Genomic DNA, 17,535 nt, shown 5'->3' with positions numbered 1-17,535 from the left:
TTCGGGTGGGTGTAGCCGTCGGTCACTTGCCGTCGCCGAGCTCGATCGGCACGCCGACCAGCGCGCCGTACTCGGTCCACGAGCCGTCGTAGTTGCGCACGTTGCCCTGCTCCAGCAGCTCGTGCAGGACGAACCACGTGTGCGCGGAGCGCTCGCCGATCCGGCAGTAGGCGATGGTGTCCTTCGCCAGGTCCACACCCTCGCCCTCGTACAGCGCGGTGAGTTCCTCGTTGGTCTTGAAGGTGCCGTCGTCGTTGGCGGCCTTCGACCACGGGATGTTCTTCGCGGTCGGCACGTGGCCGGCCTTCTGCGACTGCTCCTGCGGCAGGTGCGCCGGGGCGAGCAGCTTGCCGGAGAACTCGTCGGGCGAGCGCACGTCGACCAGGTTCAGCGAACCGATGGCGGCGAGCACGTCGTCGCGCCAGGCGCGGATCGAGGTGTCCTGCGGCTTGGCCGTGTAGGTGGTCGCGGCGCGCTCGGGCACCTCGACGACCAGCTCGCGGGAGTCGAGCTCCCACTTCTTGCGACCGCCGTCGAGCAGCTTGACGTCGCCGTGGCCGTAGAGCTTGAAGTACCAGTAGGCGTAGGACGCGAACCAGTTGTTGTTGCCGCCGTAGAGCACGACGGTGTCGTCGTTGGCGATGCCCTTGGCGGACAGCAGCGCCGAGAAGCCGGCCTCGTCGACGAAGTCGCGCTTGACCGGGTCCTGCAGGTCGTCGCGCCAGTCGATGCGCACCGCACCGCGGATGTGGTTCTTGACGTAGGCGCTGGTGTCCTCGTCGACCTCGACGAGGACGACCTTCGGGTCGTCCAGGTGGGCCTGGACCCAGTCGGCGTCTACCAGAACGTCGGAGCGGCTCATGGGATACCTCCGGTGCAGAAATGCGCGGGATCTCGCGGATGTCGGGGTGCACGTTCGCGACACACGTTCGCGACACACCCGGGCATGCCGCGGCGCCGCCGCATGCGGGGATGTACGTGTGTCAGGGGTCTTTCACGCGGGAGCCGGGTGCCCGTTCCGCCGTGTCGTCACACGGCCCGGGTCCCGGGGCCGACGGTCGGTCGCGATCCACCGCGGGTGGATCGCCGAACGACGACTGTCGACAAGTCAGTCAGCGCAACACAGGCAGGTCTGCGTGCGGCACAGGTCCACTGCGCGCCGCTTGGTGAGGTCATCCGCCTGTCGCTTCACATCACGATCGTAGGGACGGATGACCGCCACTGTCATGCATGTCCCATCATGCGAGACAAATGCGTCCGCATCTTGAGATACCCAGGGGATTTGTCCTTGTTTGTCAGGGTTGTGCGGGTGGAATCTCCAAGAGTTGTTCGCCGCCGCCGACGGTCCTGACGCTGAAGCGGACGATCTCGCCGACGGGGATGCTGGTCGCGCCCCGGATCGGATCGGCCGAGGGGTACTCACCGTCGGGCACCACCCACGAGGACGCGGTCTCCACCCGGCCCTTGGTGCCGTAGACGTCCAACCGGCAGCGGGTGCCGGGGCGGATCCCGGACAGCGACAGGTCCACGCTGCTGCCCCACGCGGTCGCCGCGTAGCGCAGTTCGGCGCCCGCGCCCGAGCGCGGATCGCCCGCGCGCACGGTACGGCCGCCCGATGGCGCGGGCGGCGTCGTGGTGCCGGGCGGGCCGGCCGGCGCGGTCGGCGTGCCCGGGACCGTGCCCGTCGGTGCCGCCGCGGTGTCCCTGTCGCGGCCGGTGTCGCCGAGCGCCCAGCCGGTGAGGCCCGCAAGCAGTACCAGCACCGCCGCGGCCGCGGCGGCCAGCGAGCGCAGCCGCCGACCCCGGTCGGCCCGCTCGGCGGCGGCGGACAACAACCGCGCGGGGGCCGCCCCCTGCGCAGCCGCGCCGCTGGCCCGCGCCTCCGGCTCGCTCAGCCGGGCGAGCATCCGGGGCAGGCCGGCCAGTTCCTCGTACTCGGCCCGGCAGCGCGGGCAGCCGGCCACGTGGGTGCGCACCCTGGCGGCCTCGTCCTCGTCCAGCGCGCCGACCACGAATGCCCCGAGGTCCAGGCGCGCGACCGCACAGCTCAGCGGGGCGGGCGATCCCGGCGGCCGGGCGGGCGGCGGCGGGTTCGTGCCGGGAGTGGTGCCGTTCGTCGTCGTGCCCTCGTCGCCGATGTCCGTCACGGGACCAACCCCCTTTCCTCCAAGGCCACACGCAGCGCTCGCAGCGCGTAGTACGTCCGTGATTTGACCGTGCCCTCCGGCACGCCGAGGGTCTTGGCCGCGTCGGCCACCGAACTGCCCCGGTAGTACGTCTCCAGCAACACCGCGCGGTGCTCGGGGCTCAGCGCGGCCATCGCGTCGGCGACGTCCCAGGCGAGCACGGCCCGGTCGAACTCCGCCTCCGCGCCCTCGTCGGGCACCGTCGCGAGCACCGCGTCGCCGGTCTCGGGCGGCCGGGCGCGCCGGGCGCGGCCGACGTCGATCACCACGTTGCGGGCCACGGTGCACAACCAGCCGCGGACCGAACCCCGGCCGGGGTCGAGGGCCTCGGGATGGCGCCAGGCCCGCAGCAGGGTCTCCTGCACCACGTCCTCGGCCCAGGCCCGGTCGCCGCCGGTCAGCCGCAGCGCGAACCCCAGGAGCGGGCCGCCGTGTTCGAGGTAGAGGGTGCGGATGACCGCCTCGTCGGCGGTGGATATTCGAGACGCCGAGTGCAGCGGGTCGGCAGCGTGCAGCGGGTCGGCGGCCCGGAGCGAACCGCCGGCCTGCAACCGGTCGGCGCCGGGCAGCGCGCCGGCGTGGGGCGGGTCGGCGGCGGGTCGGTCGTCCTCGGGGGCGGTGCGCGCGAGGAAGGCGCGAGCGGCCGCCGGGTCCGCCTGCGCCTCGGCGCCGAGCACGTCCGAACGTTGCAGCACACCCGCTTCACGAGCGGGCGGGCCCGGCGGTTCATCCCGCGTCCCGGGACGGGACCGGCGGCGTATCCACGGCATGGCCGCATCCTCCCGTGACGAGGCCGCCGATGCACGGCTAATCAGCCGATCATGACCCGGCCCAACAGATACGCGGCCGGCGCGGCGAGCGCGAGCGGCAGGGACACACCGGCAGTGAAGTGCACGAACCGGGACGGATGGTCGTAGCCGGCCACCCGCCGACCGAGCAGTGCGAGCGCCGCGGCACCGGCCCCGAGCAACGCGGCGTACGGCGCCTCGCCACCGAGCGAAACCGCTGCGGCGGCGCCCGCCGCCGAGCCGAGCAGCCAGGACGGGATCGGCGCGATCGCCGGGGGCAGCGGAATCGCCCGGACCAGCGTCGCGACGCCCGCCGCCAGCACCGCCGGCACCACCGCCGCGCCCGCGTCGATCGGCCCGCCCGACAGATCGCCCGCGACCAGATAGGCCACGTCGAAGGCGGTGATCAGCGCCGCGGAGGTGGTCACCGTCAGCGCCGGCAACAACTCCCCCGGTCGGGCCCCGCTCCTGGCCTGTAGGGCCAACGTCACCAACAACGCGCCGGCGAGCACCGCCGGCACACTCGCCAGCCCCTGCTCGCCCTTGGCGTAGACCGCCGCGTCGGTACCGAACGCGACCAGCACCACCAGCGCAATGCCCTGGCGCGCCGGCCACATGCCGTTCAGCCGGAACCACCCGACGGCGGTGAGCACTTGGAGGAACGCGATACCCAGCAGGAGAGCGGGCTTCCCGGCGATCGCGGTGACCGCGAGCACACCGGCCAGCCCGACCGTGCACAGTCCCGGCAGCAGGCCGGGCGGATCCCAGATCGGCGTCCCGGCCGACCGCGACGCGCGCGTGGGCGAGTCGCCGCGCCGGGGCGCGGGCACCGGAAGCGACGCCCGGTCGGGAGCGGACTCCGTCCCGACCCGGTGGTCGGGGTCGGCCGCGTAGTCGACGTCCGGATCGAACGTGGCGCCGGGATCGAAGTCGATGTCGGCAGCGAAGTCGATGTCGGCGGCGAAGTCGGTGCCCGCGCCGAAGGCGCCGTAGTCGGCCCCCGGCTCGAACTCCGGCTCGAACCCGCTCCCGTGGCCGCCGCCGTGCCCACCCGCGTCGTCCACGATCGCCGGCATCACCTCGGTCGCGCCGGCGTACTCACCCCGGCCGTGCTCGCCGTGGTGGGGCTCGCCCTGGTGGGGCACCCCGCCGTAGCCGTCGCCGCCGTAGGTCCCGAATCCGGATTCGGTGATCGCGGGCAGTACGTCGGTCGCGCCGTCGTAGCCGTAGCCGCCGCCCGGCGCCGGCACACCCGGCGGATCCGGGTAGCCGTACCCGCCGGCCGCCTGGCCCGCCATCGGGTCCTGGTAGCCCTGCGGATACTGCTCCGCCTGATAGCCGTAGGCCCCGTGGTCGCCCTGCTGCGGATGCGGCTGTCCGTACTGCCCCGCCTGCGCCGGAACGGCGCCGTAGGACTCGACGGGCTGCCCGCCGTACGGCTGCCCCGGATCGCCCGGGTGTCCCGGATACCCCTGGGCGACCTGCTCCCCCGGGTATCCGGCGGCCGGGTCGTAACCGCCCGGCTCGTCGTATCGGTCGCCCGTCGGGCGCCCGTCGGGGCCGCTCATCCGCCGGCGAAGGGGGGCAGGACCTCGACGGTGCCGCCCTCGGTCAGGACGACCGCCGCGTGGTCGCGACGACCGACCGGGTCCCCGTCCACCACGAACGAGCAGTTCGCGACGACCGCCTCGAAGCGGGTCGAGCCGCCGTGGAGCTCCCGGGCCCGGCGCAGCGCCTCGGCGAGGGTGGCCGCGTCGTACGGCTCCTCCGGCGTGCCCGCGGCCTCCTTCGCCGCGGCCCAGTACCGCATGGTGCCGACCGCCATCGCGCGCCCTCCCGTGTGTCTGCGTCGTGTGTGGGTCCGCCGGTGTCCCGGTGTGTCGGTGTCCCGGTGTGCCGATGCGCCGTCCCGGTGCCGACCGGCGCCGAGGCGTGCAGCATCCATGATGACGCCTCCGGACGAGCCCTTCGGTCCGCCCGGCGCGCGGATCACCCCCCGGTGTGCGCCCAGGCCCACCGGCCGATCCGGTCCACCAGCTCGGCGTCGACCGCGTTCTCGGCGTGCCCGAGGCCGGGTTCGATCCACAACTCCTTCGGCGGCCGGGCCGCGGCGTGGATCTGCCGGGGGTGGTCGAGCGGGAAATAGGGGTCGCGATCGCCGTGCACCACGAGCAGCGGCGTGGGCGCGAGCGCGGCGGCGGCCTCGAACGGGGCGAGCGGGACCGGGTGCCAGGGCTCGGCGGAGATCCGGGTGCCGAGCGCGAGCCGGGCGAGCACGCGGCCGGTCGGGCGCTCGATCGCGAAGTGCACCCGTCGCATCGGCGCGGTCCCCCGGTAGTACCAGCGGGCGGGCGCGCTGACCGCGACCACCGCCGCGGGCCCGGTGTACAGCGCCGCGTGCCGCAGCACGACCCCGCCGCCCATCGAGAAGCCGACGGTGACCACTCGGCGGTAGCCGAGTCGGCGACCCCAGCCGATCGCCGCCTCCAGGTCGCGCACCTCGCGGTCGCCGACCGTGCTCAGCCCGGTGGACGCGCCGTGTCCGCGAAAGTCGAACCCGATCACCCCGCCGTGCCGGCGCAACCCGCGCAGCACCGTGCGAACCGCCGGTCGCCGCCACGATCCGGTGAACCCGTGGGCGACCACGAAGACCCGATCGAGTGCCCCGGAACCCGCCCCGGAACCCGCCGCGGAATCCGCCGCGAGCCCGTGTACGGCGCTGATCCGCACGTCGTCGTCGGTGCACAACACGGCCTGCTCGGGTGCAGGCATTCCGGTGAACGGCGGGTCGCCGAAGGTCGGGTGGGGTGTCCGCAGTGCGGGAAGATCCCCGGGTGGGTCGGTTCCTCGAGACATGTTCGCTATCCTGGCCCCGCAGGCTCTCCTCCGATGACGGGCACACCCCAAGGACCCCGGTAGTGGTTCCCCACCGGTTACGGAATCGGACGAGTCGGCGACCGATGAAGGATCCGGGCGACGATGCCCCGGGTCCTTTCGTGTTTTGTGCCTGTTTTTGGGAGGTGTCCCGTTGAGTGCCCTGCTGCTGCTCACGAACGCGCTCCAGCCGTCTGCCGAGGTGTTGCCCGCGCTCGGACTGCTGCTGCATCAGGTACGGGTGGCCCCGGCCGAGGCCTCCGCCCTGGTCGACGCGCCCGCCGCCGACGTCATCCTGGTCGACGGCAGGCGTGACCTCCCCCAGGTGCGCAGTCTGTGTCGGGTCCTGCGGACCACCGGGGTCGGCGCCCCCCTGGTCCTGGTGGCCACCGAGGGCGGCCTGGCCGCACTGACCGCCGACTGGGGCGTCGACGACGTGCTCCTGGACACCGCCGGGCCGGCGGAGGTCGAGGCCCGCCTGCGGCTGGCGATCGGCCGGCTCCAGGCGGCGCAGGGCGCGGAGGACGAGCCCACCGAGATCCGTAACGGCGACCTGAGCATCGACGAGGCCACCTACAGCGCAAAGCTGCGCGGTCGGGTGCTCGATCTGACGTTCAAGGAGTTCGAGCTGATCAAGTACCTCGCGCAGCACCCGGGCCGGGTGTTCACCCGGGCCCAGCTGCTGCAGGAGGTGTGGGGATACGACTACTTCGGCGGCACCCGGACGGTGGACGTGCACGTGCGCCGGCTGCGAGCCAAACTCGGGCCGGAGCACGAGTCGCTGATCGGCACCGTGCGCAACGTCGGTTACCGGTTCGTGGTGCCCGACCGGGGTGTCGGGGACGTGGCGGTGGCCGAGCGGGTGTGAGCCCGCACACCCGAACGACCCGTGTCCGCGCACCCGGGCGACCGGCCTTCGGCGACCGCCGGCGACCGGAGTGCGCAAGTGAACCCCGCCCAGTCGGCCGACGAGGCGGCACATCCGGCGCTCATGCCTACAAAACAGACTTATCCGGAAGAACGCGGAGGACCATCCCGTCCCCGCGTCCAGGTTGTGAACTCCCGTGAGCCGCGCCGGTCCCCGTCCCTACAATGACCGCGTGCCCAAAGTGACCCGCGACGACGTCGCCCGCCTCGCGGGGACCTCCACCGCGGTGGTCTCCTACGTCGTCAACAACGGCCCGCGCCCGGTCGCTCCGGCCACGCGCGAGCGTGTGCTCGCGGCCATAGACAAGCTCGGCTACCGCCCCGACAGCGTGGCCCAGGCGATGGCCAGCCGTCGCACGAACCTGATCGGATTGGTGCTGCCCGACGCCCGGCAACCGTTCTTCGCCGAACTCGCGCACACCGTCGAGCAGGCCGCGTTCGAGCAGGGTCGGCTGGTGTTGATCGGCAACTCCGACTACGAGGACGACCGCGAACTGCACTACGTGCGCGCGTTCCTCGGCATGCAGGTGTCCGGCCTCGTGCTGGTCAGCCAGGGCCCCTCCGAGCGCGCCGCGCGCGAGATCGCCACCCGCGACGTGCGGGTGGTGCTGATGCACCGCCAACCCGACGCGCTGGGCGGCGACGCGGTCATCCTGGACGACGTCCAGGGCGCCTACACGGCGGTCCGGCACCTGGTGGACACGCACGGCTTCACCCGGGTGGACTGCCTCGGCGGGCCGCCCACCACCCCCGACTCCGGCGACCCGGTCACCGACCACGTCACCGGCTGGCGGCGGGCGCTGGCCGAGCGCGGTCTGCCCACCGAGGGGCTGCTGCACGAGGCGCCGTTCGGCCGCTTCGGCGCCTACCAGGTCGCGCTGTCCCTGCTGTCCGGGCCGGACCGGCCCCGGGCGCTGTTCTGCTCGACCGACGACCAGGCGATGGGCGTGCTGCACGCGGCGCGCGAGGTGGGCCTGCGCGTGCCGGACGACCTCGCGGTGGTCGGCTTCGACGACATCGCCGAGGCGGCCATCGCCGACCCGCCGCTGACCACGGTCACTTCCGACCGGCCGGGCATGGCCCGCGCCGCGGTGGAGCTGGCCCTGGAGCGCGAACCGGCCGCCGCCGGGGACCCGCGGGTGCGTACTTTCCCGTCCACGCTGGTGGTCCGGCGCAGCTGCGGTTGCGGCTGACCGCCCCGGGCCCGACCGCGACCGACGGCCCCGCGACGGCCCCCGGCGTCGCTCAGTACCGTGGGGCTCATGGACCTCGCGGATGTGTCGATCGAGACGGTGAATCGGGCCTCGGCGGATGACGCCGCCGCCGTACTGGCCTTGGCGGAGGCGGCGGCGGGCGTCGACGGCGCGGCGCCGTTGTCCGAGCAGTCCCGCCTCGAGCTGCGCCACGGCGCGCCCTCGGCTCGCGAACTGCTGGCCCGCGACGCCTCCGGGATCGTCGGCTTCGCGCACCTCGACGGCGCGGACCCGGTGGACGGCCCCGCCGCCGAACTGTTCGTGGTGCCGGCCGCGCGCGGCGCGGGCCTGGGTCGGGCACTGCTCGAAGCCGTGCTCGCCGAGGCCGCGCGGGTCGACGAGCGGGGCCGGCTGCGGGTGTGGGCGCACGGCAAGCTGCCGGCGGCCGGGCGCCTGGCGGAGGCGCTGGACTTCACCGCGTTCCGCGAGTTGTGGCAGATGCGCCGGGTGGCCGACACCCCGGTGCCCGAGGTCGCCACGCCCGCCGACGTCCGGCTGCGCACCTTCCGCCCGGGTGTGGACGACCGGGCCTGGCTCGCGCTGAACGCGAAGGCGTTCGCCCACCACCCCGAGCAGGGCGCGTGGACGGCCGAGGATCTGACCCGGCGGTTCGCCGAGCCGTGGTTCGACCCGGCCGGCTTCTTCCTCGCCGAGGACGCGGACAGCGGCGAGTTGCTCGGCTTCCACTGGACCAAGACGCACCCCGCGACGGCGGACTCGGGCCCGCTGGGCGAGGTGTACGTGGTCGGCGTCGACCCCGCCGCGCAGGGTCGCGGCCTGGGCGCGCTGCTGACCGCGGTGGGCCTGCGACACCTGGCCGAGCGCACCGTCGACGGGGTGCAGCTCGCCGAAATACTGCTGTATGTGGACGCGGACAACGAGCCGGCGGTCAAGGTCTATACCCGTTTGGGCTTTCGTGTGCATACAGTCGATGTGATGTACCGACGCTGAACACCGTGTGAAACCTGGCGAACAACTGTTTCGGGTCGCCTTCGTACAGGTGCACATAGACCGTCGCGAAAAGACAATGGTCTGATGAACGCCGAGACTCCCGCCGCACGATCCTCCCGACACCTCACCGTGGCCGTGCCGCCGGCGAAGAACGGCGGCACGGCAGTCACCGCGGCTGCGGTGCACGCGGAGTCCGAGCTGCCCCCGGACCGGTTCCTGGACCGCGAGGGCAGCTGGCTGGCGTTCAACGAGCGGGTGCTCGAACTCGCCGAGGATCCGAGCACCCCGCTTCTGGAGCGGGCTCGATATCTGGCCATCTTCGCGTCCAACCTCGACGAGTTCTTCATGGTCCGGGTGGCCGGCCTCAAGCGCCGGATCGCCACCGGCCTGGCCGTACGCGCGGCGAGCGGACTCCAGCCGCGCGAGGTGCTGGAGAACATCTGGTCGCGCAGCCGCGCGCTGATGGCCCGCCACTCCACCTGCTTCCACCACGACGTGCTGCCCGCGCTCGGCGAGGCCGACATCCAGCTGCTGCGCTTCGACGACCTCACCGACGGCGAGCGGCAGTCGCTCTACGCGCTCTTTCGCGAGCGGGTCTTCCCGGTGCTCACCCCGTTGGCGGTCGACCCGGCGCACCCCTTCCCGTACATCTCCGGCCTGTCGCTGAACCTGGCCGTGATCGTGCGCAACCCGCGCTCGGGCAACGAACACTTCGCCCGGGTCAAGGTGCCGCCGCTGCTGCCGCGGTTCGTGGAGACCTCGCCGGCCCGCTTCGTGCCGCTGGAGGAGGTCATCGCCGAGTTCCTGGGCGATCTGTTCCCGGGCATGGACGTGCTCGGCCACCACGCGTTCCGGGTCACCCGCAACGAGGACCTGGAGGTGGAGGAGGACGACGCGGAGAACCTGCTCCAGGCGCTGGAGCGGGAGCTGATGCGCCGCCGGTTCGGCCCGCCGGTGCGGCTGGAGGTCGAGGAGACCATCGACCCGCACGTGCTCGACCTGCTGGTGCGCGAGTTGGGCGTGGGCGAGAAGGAGGTCTACCCGCTGCCGGGGCCGCTGGACCTGACCGGGCTGCACGCGATCGCCGACCTGGACCGGCCGGAGCTGAAGTTCGGCCGCTTCGTCGCCGGCACCCACCGCGACCTGGCCGAGGTGGAGACCGCGCAGGCCGCGGACGTGTTCGCCGCGATGCGCAAGCGCGACATCCTGGTGCACCACCCCTACGACTCGTTCGCGACCTCGGTCCAGGCCTTCCTGGAGCAGGCCGCGGCCGATCCGAACGTGCTCGCGATCAAGCAGACCCTGTACCGCACCTCCGGCGACTCGCCGATCGTGGACGCGCTGGTGGACGCGGCCGAATCGGGCAAGCAGGTGTTGGTCCTGGTCGAGCTCAAGGCCCGCTTCGACGAGCACGCCAACATCACCTGGGCGCGCAAGCTGGAGCAGGCCGGCTGCCACGTCGTGCACGGCGTGGTGGGCCTGAAGACGCACTCCAAGCTGTGCCTGGTGGTGCGCCAGGAGGGCGACGCGCTGCGCCGCTACTGCCACATCGGCACCGGCAACTACAACCCCAAGACCGCCCGCCTGTACGAGGACCTGGGCCTGCTGACCGCCGACCCGCAGGTCGGCGAGGACATGTCGAACCTGTTCAACCGGCTCTCCGGCTACTCGCGCGCGCAGTCCTTCCGACGCCTGCTGGTCGCGCCGCACTCGCTGCGCAACGGACTGGTCGAGCGGATAGAGCGGGAGGTGGCCAACCACGAGGCCGGCCTGCCCGCCTACGTCCGGCTGAAGTCCAACTCGCTGGTGGACGAGCTGGTGATCGACGCGCTGTACCGCGCTTCGCAGGCGGGCGTCCCGGTGGACCTGTGGATCCGGGGCATCTGCGCGCTGCGGCCGGGCGTTCCCGGGTTGTCCGAGACCATCCGAGTGCGCAGTATTCTCGGCCGATTTTTGGAACACTCGAGGGTGTGGGTCTTCGCCGGCGGCGGCGAGCCCGAGGTGTGGATCGGCAGCGCCGACCTGATGCACCGCAATCTCGACCGCAGGGTCGAGGCGGCGGTGCGGCTGCGCGGCGATCGACACCGCGACGAGATGACGTCCTTCATGGACCTGGGGATGAGCGCGGAGACCGCGTCCTGGCACCTCGACCGGGACGGTACCTGGACCAGGCACGCGACGGCGGCCGACGGCACCCGGCTTCGCGACGTGCAGGAGCACCTCATCGAGACCCGGAGGCGCAGACGTGGGCCGGAGTAGCAAGCAGGCGACGAGCATTCCCCGACCGCGCGCGGCGGCCGAGGACACCTCCGCCGGCGAGATCCTGCTCGCCCATCTGGTCGGCGAGGCGGGCGCGTTCATCGACCAGCTGCCCCGCCTAGGCGCGGGCGAGGAGGACGCCGCACACCAGGCGCGAGTGGCCGCCAGACGCATCCGCAGCGCGCTGGCCACCTGCGCGCCGCTGCTCGACCCGGAGCCCGCCACACGCCTGCGCACCCGGCTGCGCGAGGCCGCGGACGCGCTGGCCGGCGAGCGCGACTCCGAGGTATTGCTCGATCGCCTGCTCGCGGACCTGGACGCGCTGCCGGAGCGCCCGGGAACGGTCCGGGCCCGGGCGCTGGCCGAGCGCCGACTGCGCGGCGATCTGGGCTCCGGACGGGCCCGGGCGTTGGCCGCGCTCGACTCGGGGCTGTTCACCACGCTGTCGGCCGAATTGGTGGAGCCGGCCCTGGGGCTGACCTTCACCGAGCGGGCGGCGGATCCGGGCGCCGAGGTGGTGCCGAAGCTGGTGGCCCGCACGCTGCGCCGCCTCGACCGGGCCGCCGACGCGCTGCCGCTGGTCGCGGCGGGGGTGCCGTATCCGGCTCCCGTGGACGCCCCCGGCTTCTCCCCGTACGCGGGCACCGACGACGAGGCGTGGCACCGGGTGCGGATCCTGGCCAAGCGGGCCCGCTACGCCGCCGACATGTGCGTGCCCGCGTTCGGCGCCCCCGCCGCCCGGCTGGCCCGACGGCTCAAGGCGGTCACCGAGGTCCTTGGCATCCACCAGGACGCCTGCATCGCGGCCGGCGCGGTGGCCGAGCTGGCGGCCACGCCCCGGATCGGCGGGCCCGCCTCGTTCGTGCTCGGCGAGTTGTACGCCCGCGAGCGGTGGGCGGCGACGGCGCAGCGTCACGCCTTCACCCGGGTCTGGCCCGGGGCGTACGCGCACGACGTCAGGTCGTGGCTCGATGGATGACCCGCCCGGGGCCGCGGAGCCCGCGCACGATCCGGTGCTCGCCGCGGGCGGGGTGTTGTGGCGGCGCACCCCCGACGGGACGCAGGTGGGGCTCGTGCACCGGCCGCGCTACGACGACTGGTCCTTCCCCAAGGGCAAGCTGGAGCCTGGTGAGCCCGCGGTGGTGGCCGCGGTGCGCGAGATCGCCGAGGAGACCGGTTTCCGGGCCGTGCTGGGCCGGGAGTTGGGGGTGCGCAGCTATCCGATGCGCTCGCGCGATCGGGTCAAGATCAACCGCTACTGGGTGGCGGAGGCGGTGTCGGGCGGGTTCACCCCCAACCACGAGGTGGACCGGATGTGGTGGGGCGCGCCGGAGGAGGCCGCGGAGCGCAGTGGGACGCCGGACTACACCGCGTCGTTGACCGAGGCGTTTCGCACCGGGCCGCCGCCGGCGACGGTGCCGGTCGTGGTGTTGCGCGCGGGCCCGGCGTTCGCCCCGGCCCTGGTGCCGATGCTGGCCGCGTTCGCGCCGGTCGAGGTGTACGGGTGCGCGGAGCCGGACGCCGCGGCGACGGTGGCGCCGTATGTGGCGGCGGCCGGAGCGCGGGTGCACGCGACCGCCGTGTCGGCCGCCGAGGCGGTGCGCGCGGGTCGGCCCGCGCTGCTGTGTACGCCCGTCCCGGACCTGCCGGCGATCGCCTCCGGGGCCGGTTCGCCGCGGCTGCCGGCGGAGCCGTTGTTGCCCGGCGAATTCGCCGTCTTGCACACGTGGGCGGGGCGGGTGGTGGCCGTGGGCCGATACGCCCCCTATCCGACGGGAAGCTGAGCGCTTGGTCAAGCCGTGATCACGGTTTACCGAACGTAACTCGGCGTCCATCTGAACGCGGGATGAACGTCGTTCCGACGTCACCATAAAGCCGCAGTTCGCGGGCAGTAAATGGCTACATGAACGGACAATTCATCCAGCGGTCGGCTTATCTGACTCGACCGTTCGAGTTCACCCTCGGTTCACTTTCCGCGGCGGATCGCTTCATTCACACGGCCTAACTTCGTGCATGACGGCGACCGCTCGGGTCGTCGCGACCACGAGCAGAGTTCGATCGAAAGGGAGCGCCGTGACCATTCGGCCCCGCAGTGTCCGTCGCGGTATCGGCTTCACCGGCCTGGCACTCGCCGGCGCGCTCACGCTGGCCGCGTGTGGCTCCGACGACAACAGCTCGGGTGACGACAAGAAGTCGTCCACGAAGGCTGCGTCCGCCCCCGGCGCGGAGGCCCCCAAGGGTGACTGCGGCACCGGCAAGCTCGCCGCCGCCGGCTCCAGCGCGCAAAAGAACGCGATGGACGAGTGGATCAAGGCGTACCAGGCCAAGTGTTCGGGTGCCACGATCGACTACGCGTCCTCGGGTTCGGGCACCGGCCGCCAGTCGTTCTTCGACAAGCAGGTCACCTTCGCGGGCTCCGACTCGGCGCTCAAGCCGGAAGAGGTCGCCAAGGCCGCCGCCGCGTGCGCGCCGGGCCAGGCGATCAACCTCCCGATGGTGACCGGCCCGATCGCGGTCGCGTACAACGTCTCCGGCGCCAAGGACCTGGTCCTGGACGCGAAGACGATCGCCGGCATCTTCTCCGGCAAGATCACCAAGTGGGACGCCGCCGAGATCAAGGCGCTGAACCCGAACGCGCAGCTGCCCGGCACCGCGATCCAGCCCGTGCACCGGTCCGAGGCGTCCGGCACCACCGAGAACTTCACCAAGTACCTCAAGGCCGCCGCCGGCGCCGACTGGACCTACGACTCGGCCCAGGACTGGAAGGCCCCGGGCGGCCAGGGCGCCAAGGGCAGCGAGGGCGTCGCGCAGATCGTGAAGTCGACGCAGGGCGCGATCACCTACGTGGAGCAGTCCTACGCGGAGAACGCCGGCCTGAACATCGCCGCGATCAACACGGGCGCGTCGGCCCCGGTCAAGCTCACCCCCGAGGCCGCGGGCAAGGCCGTCGAGGCGGCCAAGATCGCGGGCGAGGGCAACGACCTGAAGCTGTCGGTCGACTACGCGACCAAGGCCGAGGGCGCCTACCCGATCATCCTGGTGACCTACGAGATCGTCTGCGAGAAGGGCACCGCGGCGGACAAGCTCCCGCTGATGAAGTCCTTCCTCACCTACACCTCCAGCGCCGAAGGCCAGAAGGTCCTCGCGGGCATCGGCTACGCGCCGCTCCCGACGACCGTCGCGGACAAGGTCCGCGCCGCCGTGGCCGGTCTGTCCTAGTCCGAGCCCGCTGAGCGACCGACTCGTACGGAGAGAGATGTCCACCACCACCCCCACCGCACCGGCGGACCCCGAGCGCAAGGCCCCCGTGGCCAAGCGCGTCAAGGTCCGACCAGGCGACCGGATCTTCTCCGGTGCCGCCCGCGGCGCCGGCATCAGCCTGCTCGCCATCATGGCCGCGATCGCGATCTTCCTCGTGGTCAAGGCGACGGACGCACTGTCGAAGAACCAGGGCAGCTTCCTGACCGACCAGGGTTGGGACCCGAACGTGGCCAAGCCCGCGTTCGGCGTGGTCACCCTGGTGTTCGGCACGGTTGTCAGCGCCACCATCGCGATGGTCATCGCGGTGCCGGTTGCGGTGGGGGTGGCGCTGTTCATCACGCACTACGCACCCCGGCGGATCGCCCAGACGCTCGGTTACATCGTCGACCTGCTGGCCGCGGTGCCCAGCGTGGTCTACGGCCTGTGGGGCTACATCTTCCTGGCCCCCAAACTGCTCGGCCTGCACACCTGGCTGGCCGACTACCTCGGCTGGATCCCGATCTTCGACAAGGAACAGCCGGGCGCCACCGCCCGCACGCTGTTCACCGTCGGCATCGTGCTGGCCATCATGATCCTGCCGATCATCGCGGCGGTCACCCGTGAGGTCTTCCTCCAAGTGCCCCGGGCCCACGAGGAGGCCGCGCTCGCGCTCGGCGCCACCCGCTGGGAGATGATCCGGGTCGCGGTGCTGCCCTACGGCAAGCCCGGCATCATCAGCGCGTCGATGCTCGGCCTCGGCCGCGCGGTCGGCGAGACCATCGCGGTCGCGATGGTGCTCTCGCCCAGCTTCGACCTCTCGATCCACATCCTGGACCCGGGCAACACCACGATCGCGGCGAACATCGCGAACCAGTTCGGCGAATCCAACGACATCGGCCGCGGCGCGCTGATCGCCTCCGGTCTGGTCCTGTTCATCATGACGCTGCTCGTCAACGGCGCCGCGCGCGTCGTCATCAACCGGCGCAAGGCGTTCTCTGGAGCGAACTCATGACCGTCCTGGACACGGGCGACAAGCGCCCGGGCATCGGTACGGACGCGGCCGAGAGCGGTCGCGGGGGTCCGGCCGATCCGCGCGCGGCGTCGCTGACCCGGCGGACCCTGCCGCGCCAGGTGCCGTGGGCGATCGCCGGCGGCGGCGTGCTGCTGACGATCGTGTTCAAGCTGACCCTGGACAACTGGGCGCTCGCGGTCTTCCTCGCCGGCGTGATCTTCATCGTCGCGCTCTCCGCCGTCTCGTGGCGCTTCGAGGACGCCCGTCGGGCCCGGGACCGGCTCGCCACCAGCCTGATCTCCACCACGTTCGTGCTCGCCGTGCTGCCGCTGGTCTCGCTGCTCGGCTACACGATCCAGCGCGGCGTCGACAAGCTCACTCCGTACTTCCTGTCCCACTCGATGCGCGGCGTGGGCGCCCGGGACGACACCGGCGGCGTCTACCACGCGATCATCGGCACCCTGGAGCAGGTCGGCCTGGCCACCCTGATCGCGGTCCCGATCGGTCTGCTCACCGCGATCTACCTGGTCGAGTACGGGCGCGGCCGACTGGCCAAGACGGTGACCTTCTTCGTCGACGTGATGACGGGTCTGCCGTCGATCGTCGCGGGTCTGTTCATCTACGCCTTCTGGATCCTGATGCTCGGCTTCGAGGCGTCCGGCTTCGCCGGGTCGCTGGCGCTGATGATCCTGATGTTGCCCACGGTGGTGCGCTCCGCCGAGGAGATGCTCAAGCTCGTCCCGAACGAGCTGCGCGAGGCCAGCCTGGCGCTCGGCATCCCGAAGTGGCGCACCGTGCTCAAGGTCGTGCTGCCCACCGCGTTCGGCGGCATCGTCACCGGCGTGATGCTCTCCATCGCCCGCGTGATCGGCGAGACCGCCCCGCTGCTGCTGCTCGTCGGGCTCACCCAGTCGATCAACACCGACCCCTTCTCGGGGTGGCAATCGGCGCTGCCGCTGTACGTGTTCGACCAGAACCACGCCGGCAACAAGTTCGCCGAGGAACGGGCCTGGGCCGCGGCACTCACGCTGATCCTCATCGTGATGATCCTCAACCTGGCGGCGCGGCTGATCGCCCGCTGGAAGGCACCGAAGGCGGGCCGATGAAGGCCACGACGAGGACCCGTACGGCCGACCGCGGCACCGACATCCGCACCGATCCAGAGGCAGGAATGACCAAGCGCATCGAAGTTGCCGGACTCAACGCCTACTACGGCTCGCACAAGGCCGTCGAGGACATCTCGATGACCATGGAGCCGCGTTCGGTCACGGCCTTCATCGGTCCCTCCGGCTGCGGCAAGTCCACCTTCATCCGCACCCTGAACCGGATGCACGAGCTGATCCCCGGCGCCTCCGTGGACGGCTCGGTCGCGCTCGACGGGCAGGACCTGTACGGCAGCGACATCGACCCGGTGGCGGTGCGTCGCACGGTCGGCATGGTGTTCCAGCGGCCCAACCCCTTCCCGACCATGTCGATCTACGACAACGTCGCGGCCGGGCTCAAGCTCGCCGGGATCAAGCGCAAGGGCGACCTGGACGCGATCGTCGAGCGGTCGCTGCGCGGCGCCAACCTGTGGACCGAGGTCAAGGACCGGCTGAACAAGCCCGGCGCGGGCCTGTCCGGTGGCCAGCAACAGCGACTGTGCATTGCGCGCGCGATCGCGGTCGAGCCGCAGGTGCTGCTGATGGACGAGCCGTGCTCGGCCCTGGACCCGATCTCCACGCTGGCGATCGAGGACCTGATCGCGCTGCTCAAGGAGCGCTACACGATCGTGATCGTGACGCACAACATGCAGCAGGCGGCCCGCGTCTCGGACAAGACCGCGTTCTTCAACCTGGCCGGCCCGGGTCAGCCCGGCAAGCTGGTGGAGATCGGCGACACCGAGACGATCTTCTCCGCGCCGACCGAGGAATCCACCGCCGACTACATCGCCGGCCGGTTCGGCTGACGGATCGACGCACCGAGCGACGAGTCGACGGACCGCCGACATGGACACGCGAGAGGGCCCGCACCGGATTCGGTGCGGGCCCTCTCGTCCGTTATGC

Annotated in this window: 16 protein-coding genes; 10 read left to right on the top strand and 6 right to left on the bottom strand. The window is 72.1% G+C overall.

The annotated features are described in order from the left end of the window. Window positions 1-22 precede the first annotated feature (22 nt). The 6 genes from ACFXKZ_RS40095 to ACFXKZ_RS40070 all read right to left on the bottom strand — a co-directional run bounded on the left by ACFXKZ_RS40095 (window position 23) and on the right by ACFXKZ_RS40070 (window position 5,830). Complete coding sequence (locus ACFXKZ_RS40095) at window positions 23-862, bottom strand: sulfurtransferase (protein ID WP_078975994.1); 840 nt, start codon at window positions 860-862, stop codon at window positions 23-25. A 433-nt stretch (window positions 863-1,295) separates the two neighbouring features. Beyond that, window positions 1,296-2,147 (bottom strand): anti-sigma factor family protein, encoded by an 852-nt coding sequence (locus tag ACFXKZ_RS40090; RefSeq protein WP_380008826.1) that lies wholly within the window; start codon window positions 2,145-2,147, stop codon window positions 1,296-1,298. Then, window positions 2,144-2,881 carry a sigma-70 family RNA polymerase sigma factor gene (locus tag ACFXKZ_RS40085; RefSeq protein ID WP_380008823.1) on the bottom strand — a complete coding sequence of 246 codons (738 nt, stop codon included), beginning with the start codon at window positions 2,879-2,881 and terminating at the stop codon, window positions 2,144-2,146. Before ACFXKZ_RS40085 ends, ACFXKZ_RS40090 begins: the two co-directional genes overlap by 4 nt. A 116-nt stretch (window positions 2,882-2,997) precedes the next feature. After that, window positions 2,998-4,542, bottom strand: coding sequence for a hypothetical protein (locus tag ACFXKZ_RS40080; protein ID WP_380008820.1), 1,545 nt, complete (start codon window positions 4,540-4,542; stop codon window positions 2,998-3,000). After that, window positions 4,539-4,799 (bottom strand): MoaD/ThiS family protein, encoded by a 261-nt coding sequence (locus ACFXKZ_RS40075; protein ID WP_078975997.1) that lies wholly within the window; start codon window positions 4,797-4,799, stop codon window positions 4,539-4,541. The genes ACFXKZ_RS40080 and ACFXKZ_RS40075 overlap by 4 nt, the downstream gene beginning before the upstream one ends. A 164-nt stretch (window positions 4,800-4,963) precedes the next feature. Continuing rightward, window positions 4,964-5,830: an alpha/beta hydrolase gene (locus ACFXKZ_RS40070; protein ID WP_380008817.1), complete on the bottom strand. Its 867-nt coding sequence runs from the start codon at window positions 5,828-5,830 to the stop codon at window positions 4,964-4,966. 172 nt (window positions 5,831-6,002) lie between these two features. Between ACFXKZ_RS40070 and ACFXKZ_RS40065 the strand changes: the two genes are divergently transcribed. The 10 genes from ACFXKZ_RS40065 to pstB all read left to right on the top strand — a co-directional run bounded on the left by ACFXKZ_RS40065 (window position 6,003) and on the right by pstB (window position 17,438). Continuing rightward, complete coding sequence (locus ACFXKZ_RS40065) at window positions 6,003-6,716, top strand: response regulator transcription factor (RefSeq protein ID WP_078975999.1); 714 nt, start codon at window positions 6,003-6,005, stop codon at window positions 6,714-6,716. A gap of 232 nt (window positions 6,717-6,948) precedes the next feature. Further along, on the top strand, window positions 6,949-7,968 hold the full coding sequence (locus ACFXKZ_RS40060) for a LacI family DNA-binding transcriptional regulator (protein ID WP_078976000.1): 1,020 nt from the start codon (window positions 6,949-6,951) through the stop codon (window positions 7,966-7,968). A gap of 69 nt (window positions 7,969-8,037) precedes the next feature. After that, window positions 8,038-8,979 (top strand): mycothiol synthase, encoded by a 942-nt coding sequence (gene mshD / locus ACFXKZ_RS40055; protein WP_380008812.1) that lies wholly within the window; start codon window positions 8,038-8,040, stop codon window positions 8,977-8,979. Window positions 8,980-9,063: 84 nt separating this feature from the next. Then, window positions 9,064-11,238 (top strand): RNA degradosome polyphosphate kinase, encoded by a 2,175-nt coding sequence (locus ACFXKZ_RS40050; protein ID WP_380008809.1) that lies wholly within the window; start codon window positions 9,064-9,066, stop codon window positions 11,236-11,238. Beyond that, window positions 11,225-12,217 carry a CHAD domain-containing protein gene (locus ACFXKZ_RS40045; protein WP_380008806.1) on the top strand — a complete coding sequence of 331 codons (993 nt, stop codon included), beginning with the start codon at window positions 11,225-11,227 and terminating at the stop codon, window positions 12,215-12,217. The genes ACFXKZ_RS40050 and ACFXKZ_RS40045 overlap by 14 nt, the downstream gene beginning before the upstream one ends. Continuing rightward, window positions 12,210-13,022: an NUDIX hydrolase gene (locus ACFXKZ_RS40040; RefSeq protein ID WP_380008803.1), complete on the top strand. Its 813-nt coding sequence runs from the start codon at window positions 12,210-12,212 to the stop codon at window positions 13,020-13,022. The genes ACFXKZ_RS40045 and ACFXKZ_RS40040 overlap by 8 nt, the downstream gene beginning before the upstream one ends. Window positions 13,023-13,311: 289 nt before the next feature. Then, complete coding sequence (pstS, locus tag ACFXKZ_RS40035; RefSeq protein ID WP_380008800.1) at window positions 13,312-14,457, top strand: phosphate ABC transporter substrate-binding protein PstS; 1,146 nt, start codon at window positions 13,312-13,314, stop codon at window positions 14,455-14,457. 37 nt (window positions 14,458-14,494) lie between these two features. Continuing rightward, entirely contained in the window at window positions 14,495-15,490 is a 996-nt protein-coding gene (gene pstC, locus ACFXKZ_RS40030) for a phosphate ABC transporter permease subunit PstC (protein ID WP_380008797.1), read from the top strand. After that, window positions 15,487-16,596 (top strand): phosphate ABC transporter permease PstA, encoded by a 1,110-nt coding sequence (pstA, locus tag ACFXKZ_RS40025; RefSeq protein WP_380008794.1) that lies wholly within the window; start codon window positions 15,487-15,489, stop codon window positions 16,594-16,596. The genes pstC and pstA overlap by 4 nt, the downstream gene beginning before the upstream one ends. A gap of 65 nt (window positions 16,597-16,661) precedes the next feature. Further along, window positions 16,662-17,438 (top strand): phosphate ABC transporter ATP-binding protein PstB, encoded by a 777-nt coding sequence (gene pstB, locus ACFXKZ_RS40020; RefSeq protein ID WP_078976006.1) that lies wholly within the window; start codon window positions 16,662-16,664, stop codon window positions 17,436-17,438. Window positions 17,439-17,535: the final 97 nt, after the last annotated feature.

This window comes from Embleya sp. NPDC059237 (assembly GCF_042754105.1).
In the GTDB taxonomy this organism is placed as follows: domain Bacteria; phylum Actinomycetota; class Actinomycetes; order Streptomycetales; family Streptomycetaceae; genus Embleya.
The sequence above is the reverse complement of the archived record's forward strand: the minus strand, read 5'-3'. Positions and strand labels throughout refer to the sequence as shown.

Coding starts and splice junctions, on each gene's coding strand:
- ACFXKZ_RS40095 (WP_078975994.1), bottom strand. CDS start 862: ATGAGCCGCTCCGACGTTCTGGTAGACGCCGACTGGGTCCAGGCCCAC.
- ACFXKZ_RS40080 (WP_380008820.1), bottom strand. CDS start 4,542: ATGAGCGGCCCCGACGGGCGCCCGACGGGCGACCGATACGACGAGCCG.
- ACFXKZ_RS40075 (WP_078975997.1), bottom strand. CDS start 4,799: ATGGCGGTCGGCACCATGCGGTACTGGGCCGCGGCGAAGGAGGCCGCG.
- ACFXKZ_RS40070 (WP_380008817.1), bottom strand. CDS start 5,830: ATGTCTCGAGGAACCGACCCACCCGGGGATCTTCCCGCACTGCGGACA.
- mshD (WP_380008812.1), top strand. CDS start 8,038: ATGGACCTCGCGGATGTGTCGATCGAGACGGTGAATCGGGCCTCGGCG.
- ACFXKZ_RS40050 (WP_380008809.1), top strand. CDS start 9,064: ATGAACGCCGAGACTCCCGCCGCACGATCCTCCCGACACCTCACCGTG.
- ACFXKZ_RS40040 (WP_380008803.1), top strand. CDS start 12,210: ATGGATGACCCGCCCGGGGCCGCGGAGCCCGCGCACGATCCGGTGCTC.
- pstC (WP_380008797.1), top strand. CDS start 14,495: ATGTCCACCACCACCCCCACCGCACCGGCGGACCCCGAGCGCAAGGCC.
- pstA (WP_380008794.1), top strand. CDS start 15,487: ATGACCGTCCTGGACACGGGCGACAAGCGCCCGGGCATCGGTACGGAC.
- pstB (WP_078976006.1), top strand. CDS start 16,662: ATGACCAAGCGCATCGAAGTTGCCGGACTCAACGCCTACTACGGCTCG.